This is a genomic window from Cellulomonas sp. Leaf334 (genome assembly GCF_001424195.1).
Classification (GTDB): domain Bacteria; phylum Actinomycetota; class Actinomycetes; order Actinomycetales; family Cellulomonadaceae; genus Cellulomonas.
In genome coordinates this window covers 260,990-275,529 of sequence record NZ_LMOO01000007.1, presented here as the reverse complement: position 1 = coordinate 275,529, position 14,540 = coordinate 260,990, and the positions used below count along the sequence as shown (strand labels likewise).

Sequence of the window (14,540 nt, the reverse complement as noted above, 5' to 3'; positions counted from 1 at the left end):
TGGGAGGAGCGGTCGTGTCCGGCAGTACGTCGTCGCCCGGCGCTGGACCTGGGCGGTCGCGTGTCGGCTGGTGGTGGCTGCTCGTCGCCGTCCTCGCGATCGCGCTGGTGACCGCGCTCGTCGCACAGCCGTGGGCGCCGGTGGAGACCGAGCCGTCGCCGACGGGCACCGTCACCGTCACGGAGCCGACCGTCGAACCGACCACGCAGTCGCCGTCCGTGCCGCCGCCCGGGTCGGAGGCGATGTTCGACGGGACGACGGCGCAGGCCTTGTTCGTCACCCCGGCGGAGCTGGTCGAGGACGTCCCGGCTGCCGAGCCCGAGGTGCAGCCGCTGATCACGTCCGGCCAGCTGCCCTGGGGTCTGCCCGCGGGCTCCACGGTCGAACCGCCGGAGTGCACCGTCGCGGTGACCGTCGTCGCCACCGCGCCGACGTGGTTCGACGCGCTGATGTGGGGCAACGACGCGATGTCGTTCGAGCAGGAGGTCGTCCTGCTGCCGGACCCGGCCGCGGCCCGTGAGGCCTTCCGTGCGCTGGTCACCGCCGTCGACGCGTGTCCTGAGTACAGCCAGGTGAACCCGGACATCGACGGCGCCACCTGGACAGCCGAACCCGCGATCGAGGGACAGGGTGTCTACCCGTCGATCGTGCAGGAGATCGTGCACTTCGCCGAGGGGTCCGAGGTGCCCGGGTACCGGGGTCACCTGCTCGTCGGCAACACCATCGTCACGTGGACCGCCGAGGCGCTCGCCCCGGGCGAGCCCGACGAGGCGCGGGCCACCCTGGGCGACGCGGCGAGCCTGTCCGCGATGGTCCAGGACCGTGCGCAGTCCGCGGTGGGGGCTCTCGGCTGACCGAGCCGCCTACGCTGGGCGACGTGCACGGTGAGTACAAGGTCCCCGGTGGCAAGCTCGTCGCGGTCGACCTCGACGTGGTCGACGGGCTGCTGGCCGGGGTCAGTGTCAGCGGCGACTTCTTCCTCGAACCCGACGAGGCCCTCGGGGTGCTGTCGTCCGCCCTCGACGGGCTGCCGCGGGACACCCCGGTGAGCAGGCTCGCCGAGGCCGTCACCGCAGCGCTCGTGCGGCAGGAGCAGCCGGTCACGATGGTCGGGTTCGACGCCCACGCGGTCGCCGTGGCGGTGCGGCGGGCGCTCGGGTACTCGACCGGCTGGGGGGACCACACGTTCGAGCTGATCCACCCGGGACCGCTGCCCCCGGCGCTGCACACCGCGCTCGACCAGGTGCTCACCGAGGAGCTGGCGGCGGGGCGGCGCGGTCCGACCCTGCGGTTCTGGGAGTGGGTCGAGCCTGCCGTGGTCATCGGGTCGTTCCAGTCGCTGCGCAACGAGGTGGACCTCGAGGCGGCCGAGCGCCACGGCATCACGGTCGTCCGGCGGATCTCCGGCGGTGGCGCGATGTTCATGGAGGCCGGCAACTGCATCACGTTCTCGCTGGTGGTGCCCGTGTCGCTGGTGGACGGGATGACCTTCGAGGACTCGTACGCGTTCCTCAACGAGTGGGTGCTGGGTGCGCTCGCGGACGTCGGCGTCCAGGCGTTCACCAGCGGGCTGAACGACATCGCGTCAGCCGCCGGCAAGCTCGCGGGCTCGGCGCAGAAGCGGATGGTCGGCGGCGCGGTGCTGCACCACGTGACCATGGCCTACGACATCGACGCGGACAAGATGCTCGAGGTGCTCCGGATCGGGCGCGAGAAGCTGTCGGACAAGGGGACGGCGAGCGCGAACAAGCGCGTCGACCCGGTGCGCTCGCAGACGCAGCTGCCCCGCGACGAGGTCATCGGCGCGTTCGCCGCCCACTTCCGCGGCCGCTACCCGACCGTCGACGGCGAGCTGCGGCCTGCCGAGCTGGCCCGTGCGACCGAGCTGATGCGGACCAAGTTCACCGACCCGACCTGGACCGCCCGCGTGCCGTGACCTCAGGCGCCGCGCAGCAGGACGAATGCGACCGCGGCGACGCCGATCACGAGGACGCCCGCGGTGCTGGCGGCGACGAGCCGACCGCCCGGAGGGAGCGCGCCGTCGACAAGATGCCTCCGGTGCGAGACCGACCCCAGCGCGACGGCCACGACGAGGGCGGTCACCGCGAGGCTCCAGGCGGCCGGCCCGAGGAACTCCTGCAGCAGGTGCGCGGCCGCGACGCCTCCGCCGGTGAGCCCGATGGCGGTGCGTCGCCACGCCAGGTGCGTGCGCTCTGCCGCCAGCGTGGGAGGTGGCTCGGTCACGCCACGGCCAGCCCGACGAGCACCAGGCCGCCGGCGACGCAGACCCCGACCACGAGCAGGCCGAACGCCGACGGCGCGGGCAGCGACGAGCTGCGCCGGACGGCCCGCTCGGCGCGCGCCCACCCGATCCAGGCCAGCACGGGGGCGAGGACGCCCAGCGCGACCAGCACCATCGCGGCAGCGAACCGCAGGTCCGACTGCACGGGCAGGTCGAGCGCCTCCAGGGCGACGCCACCGGCCAGCAGGGCGAGCGACGTGCGGATCCACGCGAGGAACGTCCGCTCGTTGGCCAGCGAGAAGCGCGCGTCGGGATCGGTCCCGGTGCCGTAGACCCACCGGGGGAACCGGCGCTCGTCGCTCATGGCCCCCATCCTGCCGTGCGGGCGGTCAGGTCCGCCGCGACTGGGCGACGAACGCTCCGACGAGCACCGCGATCAGGAACGCCTCGATGGCGCCGATGACGGTCGACCCGTCGGCCCCGAGCGCCACGGCGGCGAGCCCGATCGCGTTGGCGAGGAACGCGGCGAGCCCGACCCACGCCAGCGATGCCGTGAGGATCGCGTTGTCGCGCTCGTCGGCGGTGCCCAGGAGGATGCGGCCGAACCCGCCGTCGGCGGACGGGCCCCGACGCTGGGCGCGCCAGCGGACGACGACGGCGAGGGCCGTCACCGCGAGCCCGCCGACGAGGGCGCCGGTCGCCGTGTCGGGCTGGCCGGCCAGCGTGAACACGAGCCACATGACGCCGACGGCGACGAGCCCGCAGCCGAGGGCGACGAGGAAGCGGGCGTCGGACAAGGAGCGTGCGGTCTCAGGCGTCGACATGGAAGATCTCCTCGATCGTCGTGCGGAAGTAACGGGCCACCGCGAACGCGAGCGGCAGGGACGGGTCGTAGCGACCGTTCTCCAGGGAGTTCACGGTCTGGCGGGAGACCGACAGCGCCTCGGCGAGAGCCGCCTGCGAGAGACCGGCCTCCTCGCGCAGCCGCCGGATGTCGTTCTTCATCGGGCCTCGCCTCCAGTGACAAGCGTGCTTGACATGACAAGCGTGCTTGTCACCTCTCGCGATGTCAAGCCCCCTTGTCATGGACGCGTGTATCAGAGCGCACGCGCGGTGCTCCTGACCCACATGGACCTCGACAGAGAGCTGCGTCGGCTCACCGTGCTGCACGCCCGTGAGCGTGCCGTCGTGCGTCGCCGCGCACCCGGTGCCGCCACCCGCACCGCGCAGGTGGTGCTGCTGCGTGGGGCCTACGTGGGGCGGGCGCCGAAGACCGCGCTCCCGACGCGCACGAGCGTCGCGCCCTCGGCGACCGCCAGCTCCAGGTCCCCGCTCATGCCCATGGACAGCTCCGTCGCGGTCGGAGTCCCCGCGGCCACGATCTCGTCCCGCAGCGACCGCAGGAGCGCATAGCCGGCCCGCACCACCGCGTCGTCGTCGGAACGTGCGCCGACCGTCATCAGTCCCGTCAGCCGCAGGCCGGGCAGGGCGGCGACGGCTCCGGCGAGCGCGACCGCCTCGGACGGCGCGACCCCGTGCTTGGAGTCCTCGCCCGACACGTTGACCTGCACGTAGACGTCCAGGGGACCGGTCGCCCGCGCGGAGAGCCGCTCCGCCAGGCCGAGCGACTCCACCGACTCGATGCACGACGCCCAGCGCAGGGCGGCGTTGACCTTGTTGGACTGCAGGGGCCCGATCAGGTGCAGCGGCGCCAGCCCGGCCAGTGACGGCCCCTTGGCGACGAGCTCCTGCACGCGGTTCTCGCCGACGAGCACGGCGGTCAGGGCAGGGTCGTCGGCCCTGGCCCGGGCGTCGGCCTCCAGCGCCTCGCGGACCAGGTGGACCGGCTGCGTCTTGGTCGCCAGGAGCAGGCGGACGTCCGCCGGGTCCCGACCCGCGTCGAGCGCAGCCTGCGCGACGCGACGGCGGACGTCGGCCAGGCGCTCGGCGATCACGGGTCGGACCGCGCGATGTCCGCGACGGTCGCCGACGTGAGCCGGACCAGGTCGTCCGGAGCGAGCTCGACGTCGAGCCCGCGTCGGCCGCCGGAGACCAGGACGGTGTCGAAGAGCCACGCGGTCTCGTCGACCACCGTCGGGTGCGGCGACCGCTGGCCGAGGGGTGAGATGCCGCCGACCACGTACCCGGTGGCACGCTCGGCGTCGGGCTTGGGCGCCATCGACGCGCGCTTGCCCCCGACGGCCTGCGCCAGCGCCTTGAGGTCGAGCTGCCCCGTCACGGGAACCACCGCAACCGTGAGGGTGCCGTCCACGACCGTCATCAGCGTCTTGAACACCTGCTCCGGCGGGACCCCCAGCGCGGCCGCGGCCTCCAGCCCGTACCCCAGGGTGCTCGCGGGGTCGTGCGAGTACGTGTGTGCGGTGTGCGCGACGCCCGCCGCCGTCAGCGCGACCAGGGCCGGGGTGCTCGACCCACTCGACACAGGTGCCCGCCCTTGTTTCACCACGGGGCCACGATAGGGGCGGATCAGGGTCCTCCCGGATAGTGTCCGCGACCGCCGGGGGTGCAGGCTGGGCACGTGAAGACCCTGCTCAACATCATCTGGCTCGTGCTCGCCGGCTTCTGGCTGGCCCTCGGCTACGCCCTCGCCGGGATCATCTGCTGCATCCTCATCGTCACGATCCCGTTCGGCATCGCGTCGTTCCGGATGGCCAGCTATGCGCTGTGGCCGTTCGGCCGGACCGTGGTGGACAAGCCGACCGCGGGTGCGTTCTCGGTCATCGGCAACATCATCTGGGTGATCGTCGCCGGTTGGTGGCTGGCGTTGATGCACATCGTCACCGGCATCGCGGAGGCGATCACGATCATCGGCATCCCGCTGGCCCTGGCCAACTGGAAGATGGTGCCGATCTCGCTGTTCCCGCTGGGCAAGCAGATCGTCCCGTCCGACCGGATGATGGCGGCCTACGGTCAGTGACGGCCTACTCGCCGGTGATCAGGACGATCAGCAGGTAGATCAGTGTCCCGGCGGCCACTCCCGTGCCCGCTGCGTACCAGGTGGCCGGGTCCTTGCCGCGGGCCTGGAAGACCATCGCGACGACGACCAGGACGACCGCGGCGACGATCGTGAGGATGCCGAGCACCCAGATCCCGGACACGAGCGCGGCGACCAGGCAGATGAGGAACACGAAGCGCGGAGAGCGCGTGCGGCGCACCGGGGCGTCTGTGGGCATGCGCGAACGGTAACCCGGCGGAGCCGCCTCAGTCCGGTCCGTCCGGGTGACTGGCCAGCCAGGCCTTCGCGACACGCTTCGGTGCCTGCGTCAGCCAGGCCTCGACCACCAGGTCCTGGAGCTCGTCGGTGTCGATGACGTCGAGCCGCGCGAGGATCGCGGGGTACCCGTCGAAGTGGGGCGTGACGAAGTAGACCTCCGGGAGGCGCGCCAGGAGCTCCTCCTTGGCGTCGAGGTCCGGCACCCGCGCGCCCAGGATCGGTCCGTCGGGAGCCGACGAGCCCAGCGTCTGATGGTCCACCGCGCGCAGCGGCCGGTCCCAGACGAGCGGCTTCTTCCCGACGCGCCAGCTGCGGACCGGCTGCTCGGACGTCTCGGGCAGTGCCGCCACCACGTCCCGCACGTCGTCCCACGTGGCCATGCGACCAACCTAGGTGAGATCGCCCAGGGGGCCCACGGCGATGATCCGCAGCTGCACCTCGCCCGTCTCGTCGGAGCCGGCGAGGTCGACGGCCGCGTCGATGCGCCAGTCGTGGTCGCCCTCGGGGTCGTCGAGGAGCTGCCGGACCTGCCAGGTCCCGCGGCCCGGCGTCACCTGGAACAGGGCCGGACCGCGCGCGGGTGCACCCGTGAGGATCTCGTCGTGCTCGTCGTAGAACGGGTCGAGCGCGGTCCGCCAGCGGTCCGCGTCCCAGGGGTCGCCCTCCGCGTCGAGGTCACCCAGCTGCGCGAGCCCGCCGTAGAACTCCCGCGCGGCCAGCTCGACGCGGCGGAACAGCGCACCGCGCACCAGCGCGCGGAACACGCGCGGGTTGGCGGTGATCGGCTCGGGCACGTCCTCGTCGATCCCGCCGGGGGCGTCGGCGCCGTGCTCGTCCAAGGGGTTGCTCAGGCGCTCCCACTCGTCGAGCAGGCTGGAGTCGGTGCGCCGGACCAGGTCGCCCAGCCACTCGATGATCTCCCACAGCTCCTCGGTGCGGGCCTCCTCGGGGACGGTCTGGCGCAGCGCGCGGTAGGCGTCGGCGAGGTAGCGCAGCAGGACGCCCTCGGTGCGGTCCAGCTGGTAGAACGCGACGTACTCCGCGAAGCTCATCGCCCGCTCGTGCATGTCCCGCACCACGGACTTGGGGGACAGGGCCAGGTCCGCGACCCACGGGTTCGTCTGCCGGTAGGTGACGAACATGGCCTCCAGCAGCTCGGCGAGCGGCTTCGGGTAGCCGACGTCCTCGAGCAGGGCCATGCGCTGGTCGTACTCGAGCCCGTCGGACTTCATCTGCGCGACGGCCTCGCCGCGGGCCTTGTTCTCCTGCGCGGACAGCACCTGGCGGGGGTCGTCGAGGGTGGCCTCGATGACGGAGACGACGTCGTGCGCGTACGCCGGGTCGTCACGGTCCAGCAGGTCGAGCGCCGCGTACGCGAAGGGGGACAGCGCCTGGTTGAGCGCGAAGTTCGGCGCCAGCTCCGCCGTGAGCTGCACCGCCCGGCGACGTCCGTGGGGGGCGGTCGGGTCCTCGACCCAGGGGCGCTCGATCACGCCCGCGGCGCGCAGCGACCGGTAGACGGCGATCGCGCGCCGGACGTGCCGGCCCTGCGCGCCGACCGGCTCGTGGTTGTCGGTCAGCAGCTTCGTCATCGCGGCGACGGGGTCGCCCTCGCGGGCCAGCACGTGCAGCACCATCGCGTGCGACACGGCGAAGCTGCTGGTCAGTGGCTCGGGCGGAGCGTCGCGGAGGCGCTCGAACGTCTTGTCGGTCCAGTTGACGTGACCCTCCGGCGCCTTCTTCCGGATGATCTTCTTCAGCTTGCGAGGGTCGTCGCCGGCCTTCTCCAACAGCTTGCGGTTCTCGATCACGTGCTCCGGCGCCAGGATGATGACCTCGCCGACGGTGTCGAACCCCGCGCGACCGGCCCGGCCGGAGATCTGGTGAAACTCACGCGCGGACAGGTGCCGCATGCGGACGCCGTCGTACTTCACCAGGCTGGTCAGCAGGACCGTGCGGATGGGGACGTTGATCCCGACGCCGAGCGTGTCCGTGCCGCAGACCACGGGCAGCAGACCCCGCTGCGTGAGGCGCTCGACGACCCGCCGGTACTTGGGCAGCATCCCCGCGTGGTGCACGCCGACCCCGTGCCGCAGCAGCCGGTTGAGGGTGCGGCCGAAGCCCGGACCGAAGCGGAACCCCGCGATCTCGTCGGCGATCCTGTCCCGCTGCTCCCGGCTGGCCAGGGGCGTCGACATGAGCGACTGCGCCCGCTCGACGGCTTCCTTCTGCGTGAAGTGCACGACGTAGACGGGGGCGCGACGGGTCTTCACCAGCTCGTCGAGCAGCTCGTGCAACGGCTCGACCGCGTAGGAGAACGTCAGCGGCACGGGACGCTCGGCGTTCGCGATGACCGCGACCGGCTGGTGCGTCCGGCGCGTCAGGTCCTCCGCGAAGAAGCCGACGTCGCCGAGCGTCGCGGACATGAGCACGAACTGGACCTTCGTCAGCTCCAGCAGCGGCACCTGCCACGCCCAGCCGCGCTGCGGGTCCGCGTAGAAGTGGAACTCGTCCATGACGACCTGGCCCACGTCGGCGTCGTCACCGTCACGCAGGGCCACGTTCGCCAGGATCTCGGCCGTGCAGCAGATGATCGGGGCGCCCGGGTTGACCGCGGAGTCGCCCGTCATCATCCCGACGTTCGCGGACCCGAACGCCTCGACGAGCGCGAAGAACTTCTCGCTGACCAGGGCCTTGAGCGGGGCGGTGTAGTAGGTCCGTCGGCCCTGCGCCAGCGCCACGAAGTGGGCGGCGACCGCGACGAGCGACTTCCCGGACCCGGTCGGCGTCGACAGGATCACGTGCGCACCGGTGACCAGCTCGAGCAGCGCCTCGTCCTGGTGGGGGTACAGCGCGAGCCCCTGGTCGGTCGCCCAGTCGGTGAACGCCTCGTACAGCGCGTCGGGGTCGGTGGGATCTGCGGGGATGCGGTCGGCCAGGGTGCGGGTGCTCATCGTGCGTCGATGGTCCCACGGGCACCGGCGTCTAGGGTGTGGGCCGTGAGCGAGCGGCCGACGGTGGAGATGTGGACCGACGGGGCCTGCAAGGGCAACCCGGGTGTCGGTGGCTGGGGCGCCTGGATGCGGTACGGAGCCCACGAGCGCGAGCTCTTCGGTGGGGAGGTCCTCACCACCAACAACCGGATGGAGCTCACCGCCGTCATCGAGGGGCTGCGCGCGCTGACCAAGCCCTGCGACGTCACGCTGCACGTCGACTCGACGTACGTCATGAACGGCGTCACCACGTGGATCGCCGGCTGGAAGCGCAACGGCTGGCGCACGGGGGACAAGAAGCCCGTGAAGAACCAGGACCTCTGGGAGGCCCTCGACGCCGAGGTCGCCCGGCACACGGTCCGCTGGGTGTGGGTCAAGGGCCACGCGGGGGATCCCGGCAACGAGCGCGCCGACCTGTTGGCCAACCGCGGCGTCGAGCAGGTGCGGGCCCGGGCCTGACGGCCGCAGGATGGGGACGTGAGCCCCGTCGACTCGATGCGCGACCGCGCAGGCACCTCCCTGTTCCTGCGCGTCGCAGGACCCGACGGGCTGGCCACCCGGGAACGGATCCACGGGACGCCCGGACCGCGCTGGTTCGGGCCGGGCGCGCCCATCCGGACCGTGCACGGCGACGCGTCGATGTTCGTCGGCGGGATGCGGGCCCTGCTCCTGCAGTCCCTGCACCCGGCGGCGATGGCGGCGGTCGCGGCGCACTCCGGCTACCGCGGCGACCCGTGGGGCCGCCTGGCGCGGACCAGCACGTTCATCGCCACGACGACGTTCGCCACCATCGACGACGCCACCGCCATGATCGAGCGCGTCCGCAGCGTGCACGACCGCATCCGCGGCGTCACGCCCGACGGGATCGAGTACGTCGCGGGCGACCCGACGCTGCTGCGCTGGGTGCACGTCGCCGAGGTCGACAGCTTCCTGCGGTCCCACCGGGTGTACGGGCAGCGACCGCTCGACCGGGCGGGTGCCGACGAGTACCTCGCGCAGGCGGCGCGGGTGGCGGTCGCGCTCGGAGCCGAGCGCGTGCCGGAGTCGGTGGCCGAGCTGGAGAAGGCCCTCGACGAGTTCCGGCCGGTTCTCGCCCCGTCCGCCGCTGCACGCGACGCCGCCGACTTCCTCCTGCACGAGCCGCCGGTCCCGCGCTCGCTGCGACCCGGCTACACGCTGCTCGCCCGGGCGGCCGTCGCGTCGATGCCGGACTGGTCGTTCGACATTCTCGGCCTGGAGCGCCCCGGGCCGGTCGGCCTGAGCGCTGCCCGGACCGCCGGCGCGGTGGCCACCCGGTCCATCCGGTGGATGCTCGGACCCGACGACGCCAGCCGGGTGGCGGGCATCGGATGACCCGCTTCCTCCTGCTCAGCTCACGCGCGGAGGACATCGCGGCCGACGGGGAGTACGCGGCGTTCCTGAGGTTCGGCGGTCTGCGTGCTCACGAGCTGGAGCGGGTCCGCATGGAGCAGGCGTCGTTCCTGCCCGTCGCGCTCGACGACTACGACGGGGTGATGGTCGGTGGGAGCCCGTACGACGCGAGCACCCCCGAGGAGAAGAAGTCGCCGGCCCAGCGCCGCGTCGAGGCCGAGATGTCGACGCTCCTCGACGAGATCGTCGACCGGGACTGGCCCTTCCTCGGCGCCTGCTACGGCGTCGGCACGCTGGGCGTGCACCAGGGCGGCGTCATCGACCGGACGTACCCCGAGCCGATCAGCGCCGTCACCATCACCCTCACGGACGCCGGCCGGCAGGACCCGTTGCTCGCGTCGCTGCCGGACTCGTTCGACGCGTTCGTCGGGCACAAGGAGGCGTGCAGCGTGCTCCCGCCCGACGCGGTCCTGCTCGCGTCGTCCGCGACGTGTCCCGTGCAGATGTTCCGGGTGCGCGAGAACCTCTACGCCACGCAGTTCCACCCCGAGCTCGACCTGCCCGGCATCATCACGCGCATCGGCGTCTACCGGGACTACGGCTACTTCCAGCCGAAGGAGCACGACGAGGTCGTCGCCGGCGTGCGCGGCGCCGACGTCTGGGCGCCGTCGCGCATCCTGGAGGCGTTCGTGCGGCGGTACGGCGCGACCTGAACCACGCGTCCTGCCCGGACCGGACGGCCCCGGAGCCCTACGGTTCAGGGAGGCCACACGAGGAGAACCCATGATCCGATCCCTCCCGGCGCTGGTCGCCGTCGGCGCCGCGCTGCTGCTCGCGTCGTGCGCGGACCAGGCACCTCCGGCGACGCCGTCGACGACCACCCCGCCCACGAGCTCGCCCGGGCCGACCGCCTCGGTGACGGTGACGCCGAGCCCCACGCAGGACACGACGACGGACGAGCCGGTCCCCTTCCCGGCCGACGTCGCACCGGACGAGCAGGCGGCGTCCGCGGATGCGGCGCTGACCCTCACGGACGTGACGACCGGGCAGCACCCGGGCTACGACCGGGTGGTCTTCCGCTTCGACGGGACCGGCACCCCGGGATGGATGGTGCGCTACGTCGACGGCGCCACCGACGACCCCGCCGACACCAGCCTGGACATCGCAGGCGACGGCACCCTCCAGGTGGTCGTGCTCGGGGTGCAGCTGCCGTACATGACGGGGATCGAGGAGTGGGCCGGGCCGAACCCGATCCTCACGCCCGAGTACGCAGTCCTGCGCGAGGTCAACGTGCGCGGCCAGTTCGAGGGGCAGCACCTCGCGTTCCTCGGCGCCACGACCGCGGCCCACCCGTTCCGCGTCTTCGGGCTGACGGACCCGACCCGGGTCGTGGTGGACCTCCGGACCGACGGCTGAGCCCTGTCAGCGACCGGTCGTGAGTCAGCTCCAGCGCCACGAGGCGATCATGCTCTCGACCGTGTCGCGCGACGTCTCGTCGCCGGCGGGGCGCACCCACTGGAACGTGTAGATCATGCCGTCGTGCTCGACGTACCACCGCGTCATCGGTGAGCCGACGGGCACCGTGGGCACCGTCAGGTCGAGGCGGTACGCGATGCCGAGCGCGCTGTGCTCGATCACGAACCGCTCCATGTGCGAGTCCTCGGGGTCGCGACGCAACGAGTCGATGAACCCTGCGAGCCCGCCGTCGTAGGTGCTGGCGTGCTCCCCCCAGAGGACGACCACCTTGTTGGCGGGGAGCCCGGCGAGCGGGATCGTGAGCTGGCTGCCCCCGCTCATGGCCTCCGTCGGCGAGTCGAACGAGAAGGCCGGACCACCGGTGCCTCCCCCGCCGACGACTCGGTGCGGCAGCTCGATCCCCGTCGCCGGTGCCAGCGTCTCGACCGCGAGCGGGGCCAACGGCTCGATCTGCGGTGCGTGCAGCTGCCAGGCGGCGACGCCACCTCCGGCCAGGGCGAGCACGGCGACGATCGAGGTGAGCGCACGAGGCCGGGTCAGCACGCACCGATCATGGCGATGCTGCGCAGCGAGTGGAGCAGTGTACGGACGATGTCACTCGATCGGCCCCGAAAGCTCCACGACATCGGGCGTGAAGAACGGGTAGGCGTCGACGTGGGTGCTGCGGATCTTGTGCGTCTCGACGACGGCGTCTCTCCGGGCACACCGTGTCTACCGCTCGGTGAGGCGACGGACCGTCCCATCCCCGGTGCGATCCGCACGACCGCCTGCCGGCGACCGCTACGGTGACCGCCGTCGGAGGACTGACAGCGCCGCGGTCTCCCGTCTACGTCCGCCGAGACGGCTCAGGATCTCCCGGGAGAACACGATGACAGCCCTGCCTGGTTCGCCGCCGAGCTACCGCACGCCCGACGCGGAGGTCTCGACCAAGTCCTTCCTGGCCACCTGGCTGTTCGCCTTCTTCCTCGGGACGTTCGGCGTCGACAGGTTCTACCTGGGCAAGGTCGGCACCGGCGTGCTCAAGCTCGTCACGCTCGGAGGCTGCGGCATCTGGGTCCTCGTCGACGTGATCCTCGTGGTCGTCGGCGCGCAGCGGGACAACCTCGACCGGCAGCTCAACGGCTACGACCAGTACAAGAACGTGGCTCGGGTCATCACGGTGGTCCTGATCGCGATCTCGGCCCTCAGTGTCGTGCTCAACGGCATCAGGACGGCGAACCTGGTGCTCGACGAGGTGCAGAACGGGCCGGTCGTCGAGGAGCCCGCGGTCGTGGAGTCCGAGGAGGCCGCGGCCCCTCCGTCGCCCGAGGTCGAGGAGCCGGTGACGGTCCAGGCGTGGGCGGACCAGACGTTCGGCACCTTCGCGCCCGCCAGCCAGGCCGGGACCGGCGACGGTCTGGTGACCCTGCCGGCGGGCGCCGTCGCCGGGATCGTCAGCGCCACGCACGACGGCGACGCCAACTTCGTGATCTCGGTGCTGGACACGGGCGGTACCCCGACCGAGCTCATCGTCAACGCGATCGGGGCATACACCGGTGCGACGCTGTTCGGCGACACGTCGTCCCTGCCCACGACCCTGGAGATCAAGGCTGACGGGAACTGGTCGGTGTCGGTCGCGCCGGTGTCGAGCGCTGCACCGTTGGCCTCGGCCGGGTCGGGGGACACAGTCGGGCTCTACGACGGTCCCGCCGGTGCCCTCACGACGGCGTACCCGGGCGACTGGAACTTCGTCGTGTGGGAGACCCGAGGGCTGCTGGAGGGCGGCCTGCTGGTCAACGAGATCGGTCCGTACTCGGGGACTGTCCCACTGAGTGCGGGCCCGTCCGTGATCTCTGTCCAGGCCGAGGGCGAGTGGACCCTGACGGTCGGCTGAGGCCCCCGATCAGGCGAGCACGGCCTCGCACGCCGCGACCAGCCGTGCTCGCAAGGCGTTGCCACGCTCCGCGAAGTCGCGCTGCCGCGCGACGTACTCGGCCTTGCCCTCGGGCGTCTCGATGGTCACCGGGTCGAGCCCGTACGTCGTCACGTCGTACGGGGAGGCCCGCATGTCGAGCGTCCGGATGTCGCGCGCGAGCTCGAAGCAGTCGAGCAGGAGGTTGCCGGAGACGGCAGGCCCCAGCTTGGTGGCCCACTTGTAGACGTCCATCCCGGCGTGCAGACAGCCGGGCTGCTCCATCGCGGTCATCGAGCCGCGCGTCGGTCGCAGCGTGTTGAGCTCCACGGCGTCGGGCGTGAAGAACCGGTAGGCGTCGAAGTGGGTGCAGCGGATCTTGTGCGTCTCGACGACGGCGTCGGTGCCGGCTGCGCCGAGCCGCAGGGGGAGCGGGTGCCGGTGCTCGTCGGTCTCCCGGTACACCATCGCCCACTCGTGCAGGCCGAAGCAGCCGGTCAGCGCGGGACGGCCGAGGGTCGCGGTCAGGAGGCCGTGGATGAACCGCACGGCGTCGCCGCGGTCGGTGACGAACGCGTCGACGTCGAGGGTCGCCGTGCCGTCGGTGGTCCGGTACCAGCGCCAGTCCGCGTGCGGGGCAGGGGTGGCCAGTGCGACCCCGACACCCGGGTGCCAGCGACGCAACGCCGCGGGCGTCACCGGGTAGTACTCGAACAGGAAGTCCTCGATCGCGTGCTTCTGCTGACGCGACCGGCGTTCCCGTCGGCCGGCCGTGAAGGCGTCCGCCCGCTGTGCGTGCGCGTCGGCGAGCGACTGCCACGTCGCGGCGTCGAGCACGGGAGGAGCGGTCACTGGCACACCCACCAGGGTAGGCGAGGCTGCCACACTGCCCCTGTGGTCATCATCGCGTCGGTCTTCGCCGTCCTCGCCGCCCTGCTGCACATCCTCTTCTTCGTGTACGAGTCGGTGATGTTCGAGCGCCCCGAGGTCCACGCGCGGTTCCGCACACGCACCGAGGACGTGCCCGCGGTCAAGCCATGGGCCTACAACCAGGGCTTCTACAACCTGTTCCTCGCCGTCGGCGCGCTGGTCGGCGTCGTCCTCGCGCTCGCGGGCCAGGAGACGGTCGGTCTCGCCCTGGTGCTGTTCGGGTGCGGGTCGATGCTCGCTGCCGCCCTCGTCCTCGTCGCGACGAACCGCGCCATGGCCCGCGCTGCCGTCACGCAGGGCGCCTTCCCGCTGCTCGCCGTCGTGCTCGCGGTGGCCGCCCTCCTCGCGTAGACCCCAACGCCGTGACGGGCGACAGGCGTTATGGGTTCAGGACGTCGTCGT

The 14,540-nt window shown here is 72.1% G+C and carries 20 protein-coding genes; 9 read left to right on the top strand and 11 right to left on the bottom strand.

Annotation, left to right across the window (positions count from 1 at the left end):
• Positions 1-14: 14 nt before the first annotated feature.
• Both ASF78_RS17710 and ASF78_RS17705 read left to right on the top strand, forming a co-directional pair.
• Positions 15-854 carry a sensor domain-containing protein gene (locus ASF78_RS17710; RefSeq protein WP_056592562.1) on the top strand — a complete coding sequence of 280 codons (840 nt, stop codon included), beginning with the start codon at positions 15-17 and terminating at the stop codon, positions 852-854.
• Between the two features lie 23 nt (positions 855-877).
• Positions 878-1,936: a biotin/lipoate A/B protein ligase family protein gene (locus tag ASF78_RS17705; protein ID WP_056592560.1), complete on the top strand. Its 1,059-nt coding sequence runs from the start codon at positions 878-880 to the stop codon at positions 1,934-1,936.
• Between the two features lie 2 nt (positions 1,937-1,938).
• On the opposite strand, the gene ASF78_RS17700 is transcribed toward ASF78_RS17705, so the two are convergent.
• The 6 genes from ASF78_RS17700 to ybaK all read right to left on the bottom strand — a co-directional run bounded on the left by ASF78_RS17700 (position 1,939) and on the right by ybaK (position 4,685).
• A complete protein-coding gene (locus tag ASF78_RS17700) occupies positions 1,939-2,244 on the bottom strand; it encodes a DUF202 domain-containing protein (protein ID WP_056592557.1) in 306 nt (101 codons plus the stop codon).
• The gene (locus ASF78_RS17695) at positions 2,241-2,606 is read right to left on the bottom strand and encodes a YidH family protein (protein ID WP_200940645.1); all 366 of its coding nucleotides are present in this window, start codon (positions 2,604-2,606) and stop codon (positions 2,241-2,243) included. The genes ASF78_RS17700 and ASF78_RS17695 overlap by 4 nt, the downstream gene beginning before the upstream one ends.
• Before the next feature lie 25 nt (positions 2,607-2,631).
• Complete coding sequence (locus ASF78_RS17690) at positions 2,632-3,066, bottom strand: hypothetical protein (RefSeq protein WP_056592552.1); 435 nt, start codon at positions 3,064-3,066, stop codon at positions 2,632-2,634.
• Positions 3,053-3,247, bottom strand: a complete 195-nt coding sequence (locus tag ASF78_RS17685; protein ID WP_056592550.1) for a helix-turn-helix transcriptional regulator — start codon at positions 3,245-3,247, stop codon at positions 3,053-3,055. The genes ASF78_RS17690 and ASF78_RS17685 overlap by 14 nt, the downstream gene beginning before the upstream one ends.
• Before the next feature lie 245 nt (positions 3,248-3,492).
• Positions 3,493-4,197 carry a YggS family pyridoxal phosphate-dependent enzyme gene (locus tag ASF78_RS17680; protein WP_056592547.1) on the bottom strand — a complete coding sequence of 235 codons (705 nt, stop codon included), beginning with the start codon at positions 4,195-4,197 and terminating at the stop codon, positions 3,493-3,495.
• The gene (ybaK, locus tag ASF78_RS17675) at positions 4,194-4,685 is read right to left on the bottom strand and encodes a Cys-tRNA(Pro) deacylase (RefSeq protein ID WP_200940644.1); all 492 of its coding nucleotides are present in this window, start codon (positions 4,683-4,685) and stop codon (positions 4,194-4,196) included. Before ybaK ends, ASF78_RS17680 begins: the two co-directional genes overlap by 4 nt.
• A gap of 96 nt (positions 4,686-4,781) precedes the next feature.
• On the opposite strand from ybaK, the gene ASF78_RS17670 reads away from it, so the two are divergent.
• Positions 4,782-5,180 carry a YccF domain-containing protein gene (locus ASF78_RS17670; RefSeq protein ID WP_056592545.1) on the top strand — a complete coding sequence of 133 codons (399 nt, stop codon included), beginning with the start codon at positions 4,782-4,784 and terminating at the stop codon, positions 5,178-5,180.
• A gap of 4 nt (positions 5,181-5,184) precedes the next feature.
• Here the strand turns inward: ASF78_RS17670 and ASF78_RS17665 are convergent, their stop codons facing one another.
• From ASF78_RS17665 to ASF78_RS17655, 3 genes are read right to left on the bottom strand one after another with little or no spacing between them, the layout of a single operon-like run.
• Complete coding sequence (locus tag ASF78_RS17665) at positions 5,185-5,436, bottom strand: hypothetical protein (protein WP_056592542.1); 252 nt, start codon at positions 5,434-5,436, stop codon at positions 5,185-5,187.
• Positions 5,437-5,464: 28 nt separating this feature from the next.
• Positions 5,465-5,857 (bottom strand): MmcQ/YjbR family DNA-binding protein, encoded by a 393-nt coding sequence (locus ASF78_RS17660; RefSeq protein ID WP_056592539.1) that lies wholly within the window; start codon positions 5,855-5,857, stop codon positions 5,465-5,467.
• Positions 5,858-5,866: 9 nt separating this feature from the next.
• Positions 5,867-8,431, bottom strand: coding sequence for an RNA helicase (locus ASF78_RS17655; RefSeq protein ID WP_056592535.1), 2,565 nt, complete (start codon positions 8,429-8,431; stop codon positions 5,867-5,869).
• 9 nt (positions 8,432-8,440) lie between these two features.
• Here ASF78_RS17655 and rnhA point away from each other — a divergent pair, with 9 nt between their 5' ends.
• From rnhA to ASF78_RS17635, 4 genes are all read left to right on the top strand, one after another.
• Positions 8,441-8,929 carry a ribonuclease HI gene (gene rnhA, locus ASF78_RS17650; RefSeq protein WP_056592533.1) on the top strand — a complete coding sequence of 163 codons (489 nt, stop codon included), beginning with the start codon at positions 8,441-8,443 and terminating at the stop codon, positions 8,927-8,929.
• An 18-nt stretch (positions 8,930-8,947) separates the two neighbouring features.
• Positions 8,948-9,823, top strand: a complete 876-nt coding sequence (locus ASF78_RS17645; RefSeq protein WP_235518669.1) for an oxygenase MpaB family protein — start codon at positions 8,948-8,950, stop codon at positions 9,821-9,823.
• Positions 9,820-10,554: a glutamine amidotransferase gene (locus ASF78_RS17640; protein WP_056592530.1), complete on the top strand. Its 735-nt coding sequence runs from the start codon at positions 9,820-9,822 to the stop codon at positions 10,552-10,554. Before ASF78_RS17645 ends, ASF78_RS17640 begins: the two co-directional genes overlap by 4 nt.
• Positions 10,555-10,624: 70 nt before the next feature.
• On the top strand, positions 10,625-11,257 hold the full coding sequence (locus ASF78_RS17635; RefSeq protein ID WP_056592527.1) for a hypothetical protein: 633 nt from the start codon (positions 10,625-10,627) through the stop codon (positions 11,255-11,257).
• A 24-nt stretch (positions 11,258-11,281) separates the two neighbouring features.
• On the opposite strand, the gene ASF78_RS17630 is transcribed toward ASF78_RS17635, so the two are convergent.
• Complete coding sequence (locus tag ASF78_RS17630) at positions 11,282-11,860, bottom strand: hypothetical protein (protein ID WP_056592525.1); 579 nt, start codon at positions 11,858-11,860, stop codon at positions 11,282-11,284.
• 325 nt (positions 11,861-12,185) lie between these two features.
• Here ASF78_RS17630 and ASF78_RS22830 point away from each other — a divergent pair, with 325 nt between their 5' ends.
• Positions 12,186-13,190 carry a TM2 domain-containing protein gene (locus ASF78_RS22830; protein WP_200940643.1) on the top strand — a complete coding sequence of 335 codons (1,005 nt, stop codon included), beginning with the start codon at positions 12,186-12,188 and terminating at the stop codon, positions 13,188-13,190.
• A 9-nt stretch (positions 13,191-13,199) separates the two neighbouring features.
• Here ASF78_RS22830 and ASF78_RS17620 read toward each other — a convergent pair whose 3' ends face one another.
• Complete coding sequence (locus tag ASF78_RS17620; RefSeq protein ID WP_200940642.1) at positions 13,200-14,066, bottom strand: 3-methyladenine DNA glycosylase; 867 nt, start codon at positions 14,064-14,066, stop codon at positions 13,200-13,202.
• Positions 14,067-14,102: 36 nt separating this feature from the next.
• On the opposite strand from ASF78_RS17620, the gene ASF78_RS17615 reads away from it, so the two are divergent.
• Positions 14,103-14,489 (top strand): DUF1304 domain-containing protein, encoded by a 387-nt coding sequence (locus ASF78_RS17615; protein WP_056592521.1) that lies wholly within the window; start codon positions 14,103-14,105, stop codon positions 14,487-14,489.
• Positions 14,490-14,540: the final 51 nt, after the last annotated feature.

Excerpts from the sequence above, each read along its gene's own strand:
- ASF78_RS17695 (WP_200940645.1), bottom strand. The coding sequence starts at position 2,606 with ATGAGCGACGAGCGCCGGTTCCCCCGGTGGGTCTACGGCACCGGGACC.
- ASF78_RS17690 (WP_056592552.1), bottom strand. The coding sequence starts at position 3,066 with ATGTCGACGCCTGAGACCGCACGCTCCTTGTCCGACGCCCGCTTCCTC.
- ASF78_RS17685 (WP_056592550.1), bottom strand. The coding sequence starts at position 3,247 with ATGAAGAACGACATCCGGCGGCTGCGCGAGGAGGCCGGTCTCTCGCAG.
- ASF78_RS17665 (WP_056592542.1), bottom strand. The coding sequence starts at position 5,436 with ATGCCCACAGACGCCCCGGTGCGCCGCACGCGCTCTCCGCGCTTCGTG.
- ASF78_RS17660 (WP_056592539.1), bottom strand. The coding sequence starts at position 5,857 with ATGGCCACGTGGGACGACGTGCGGGACGTGGTGGCGGCACTGCCCGAG.
- ASF78_RS17655 (WP_056592535.1), bottom strand. The coding sequence starts at position 8,431 with ATGAGCACCCGCACCCTGGCCGACCGCATCCCCGCAGATCCCACCGAC.
- rnhA (WP_056592533.1), top strand. The coding sequence starts at position 8,441 with ATGGTCCCACGGGCACCGGCGTCTAGGGTGTGGGCCGTGAGCGAGCGG.
- ASF78_RS17640 (WP_056592530.1), top strand. The coding sequence starts at position 9,820 with ATGACCCGCTTCCTCCTGCTCAGCTCACGCGCGGAGGACATCGCGGCC.
- ASF78_RS17635 (WP_056592527.1), top strand. The coding sequence starts at position 10,625 with ATGATCCGATCCCTCCCGGCGCTGGTCGCCGTCGGCGCCGCGCTGCTG.
- ASF78_RS22830 (WP_200940643.1), top strand. The coding sequence starts at position 12,186 with ATGACAGCCCTGCCTGGTTCGCCGCCGAGCTACCGCACGCCCGACGCG.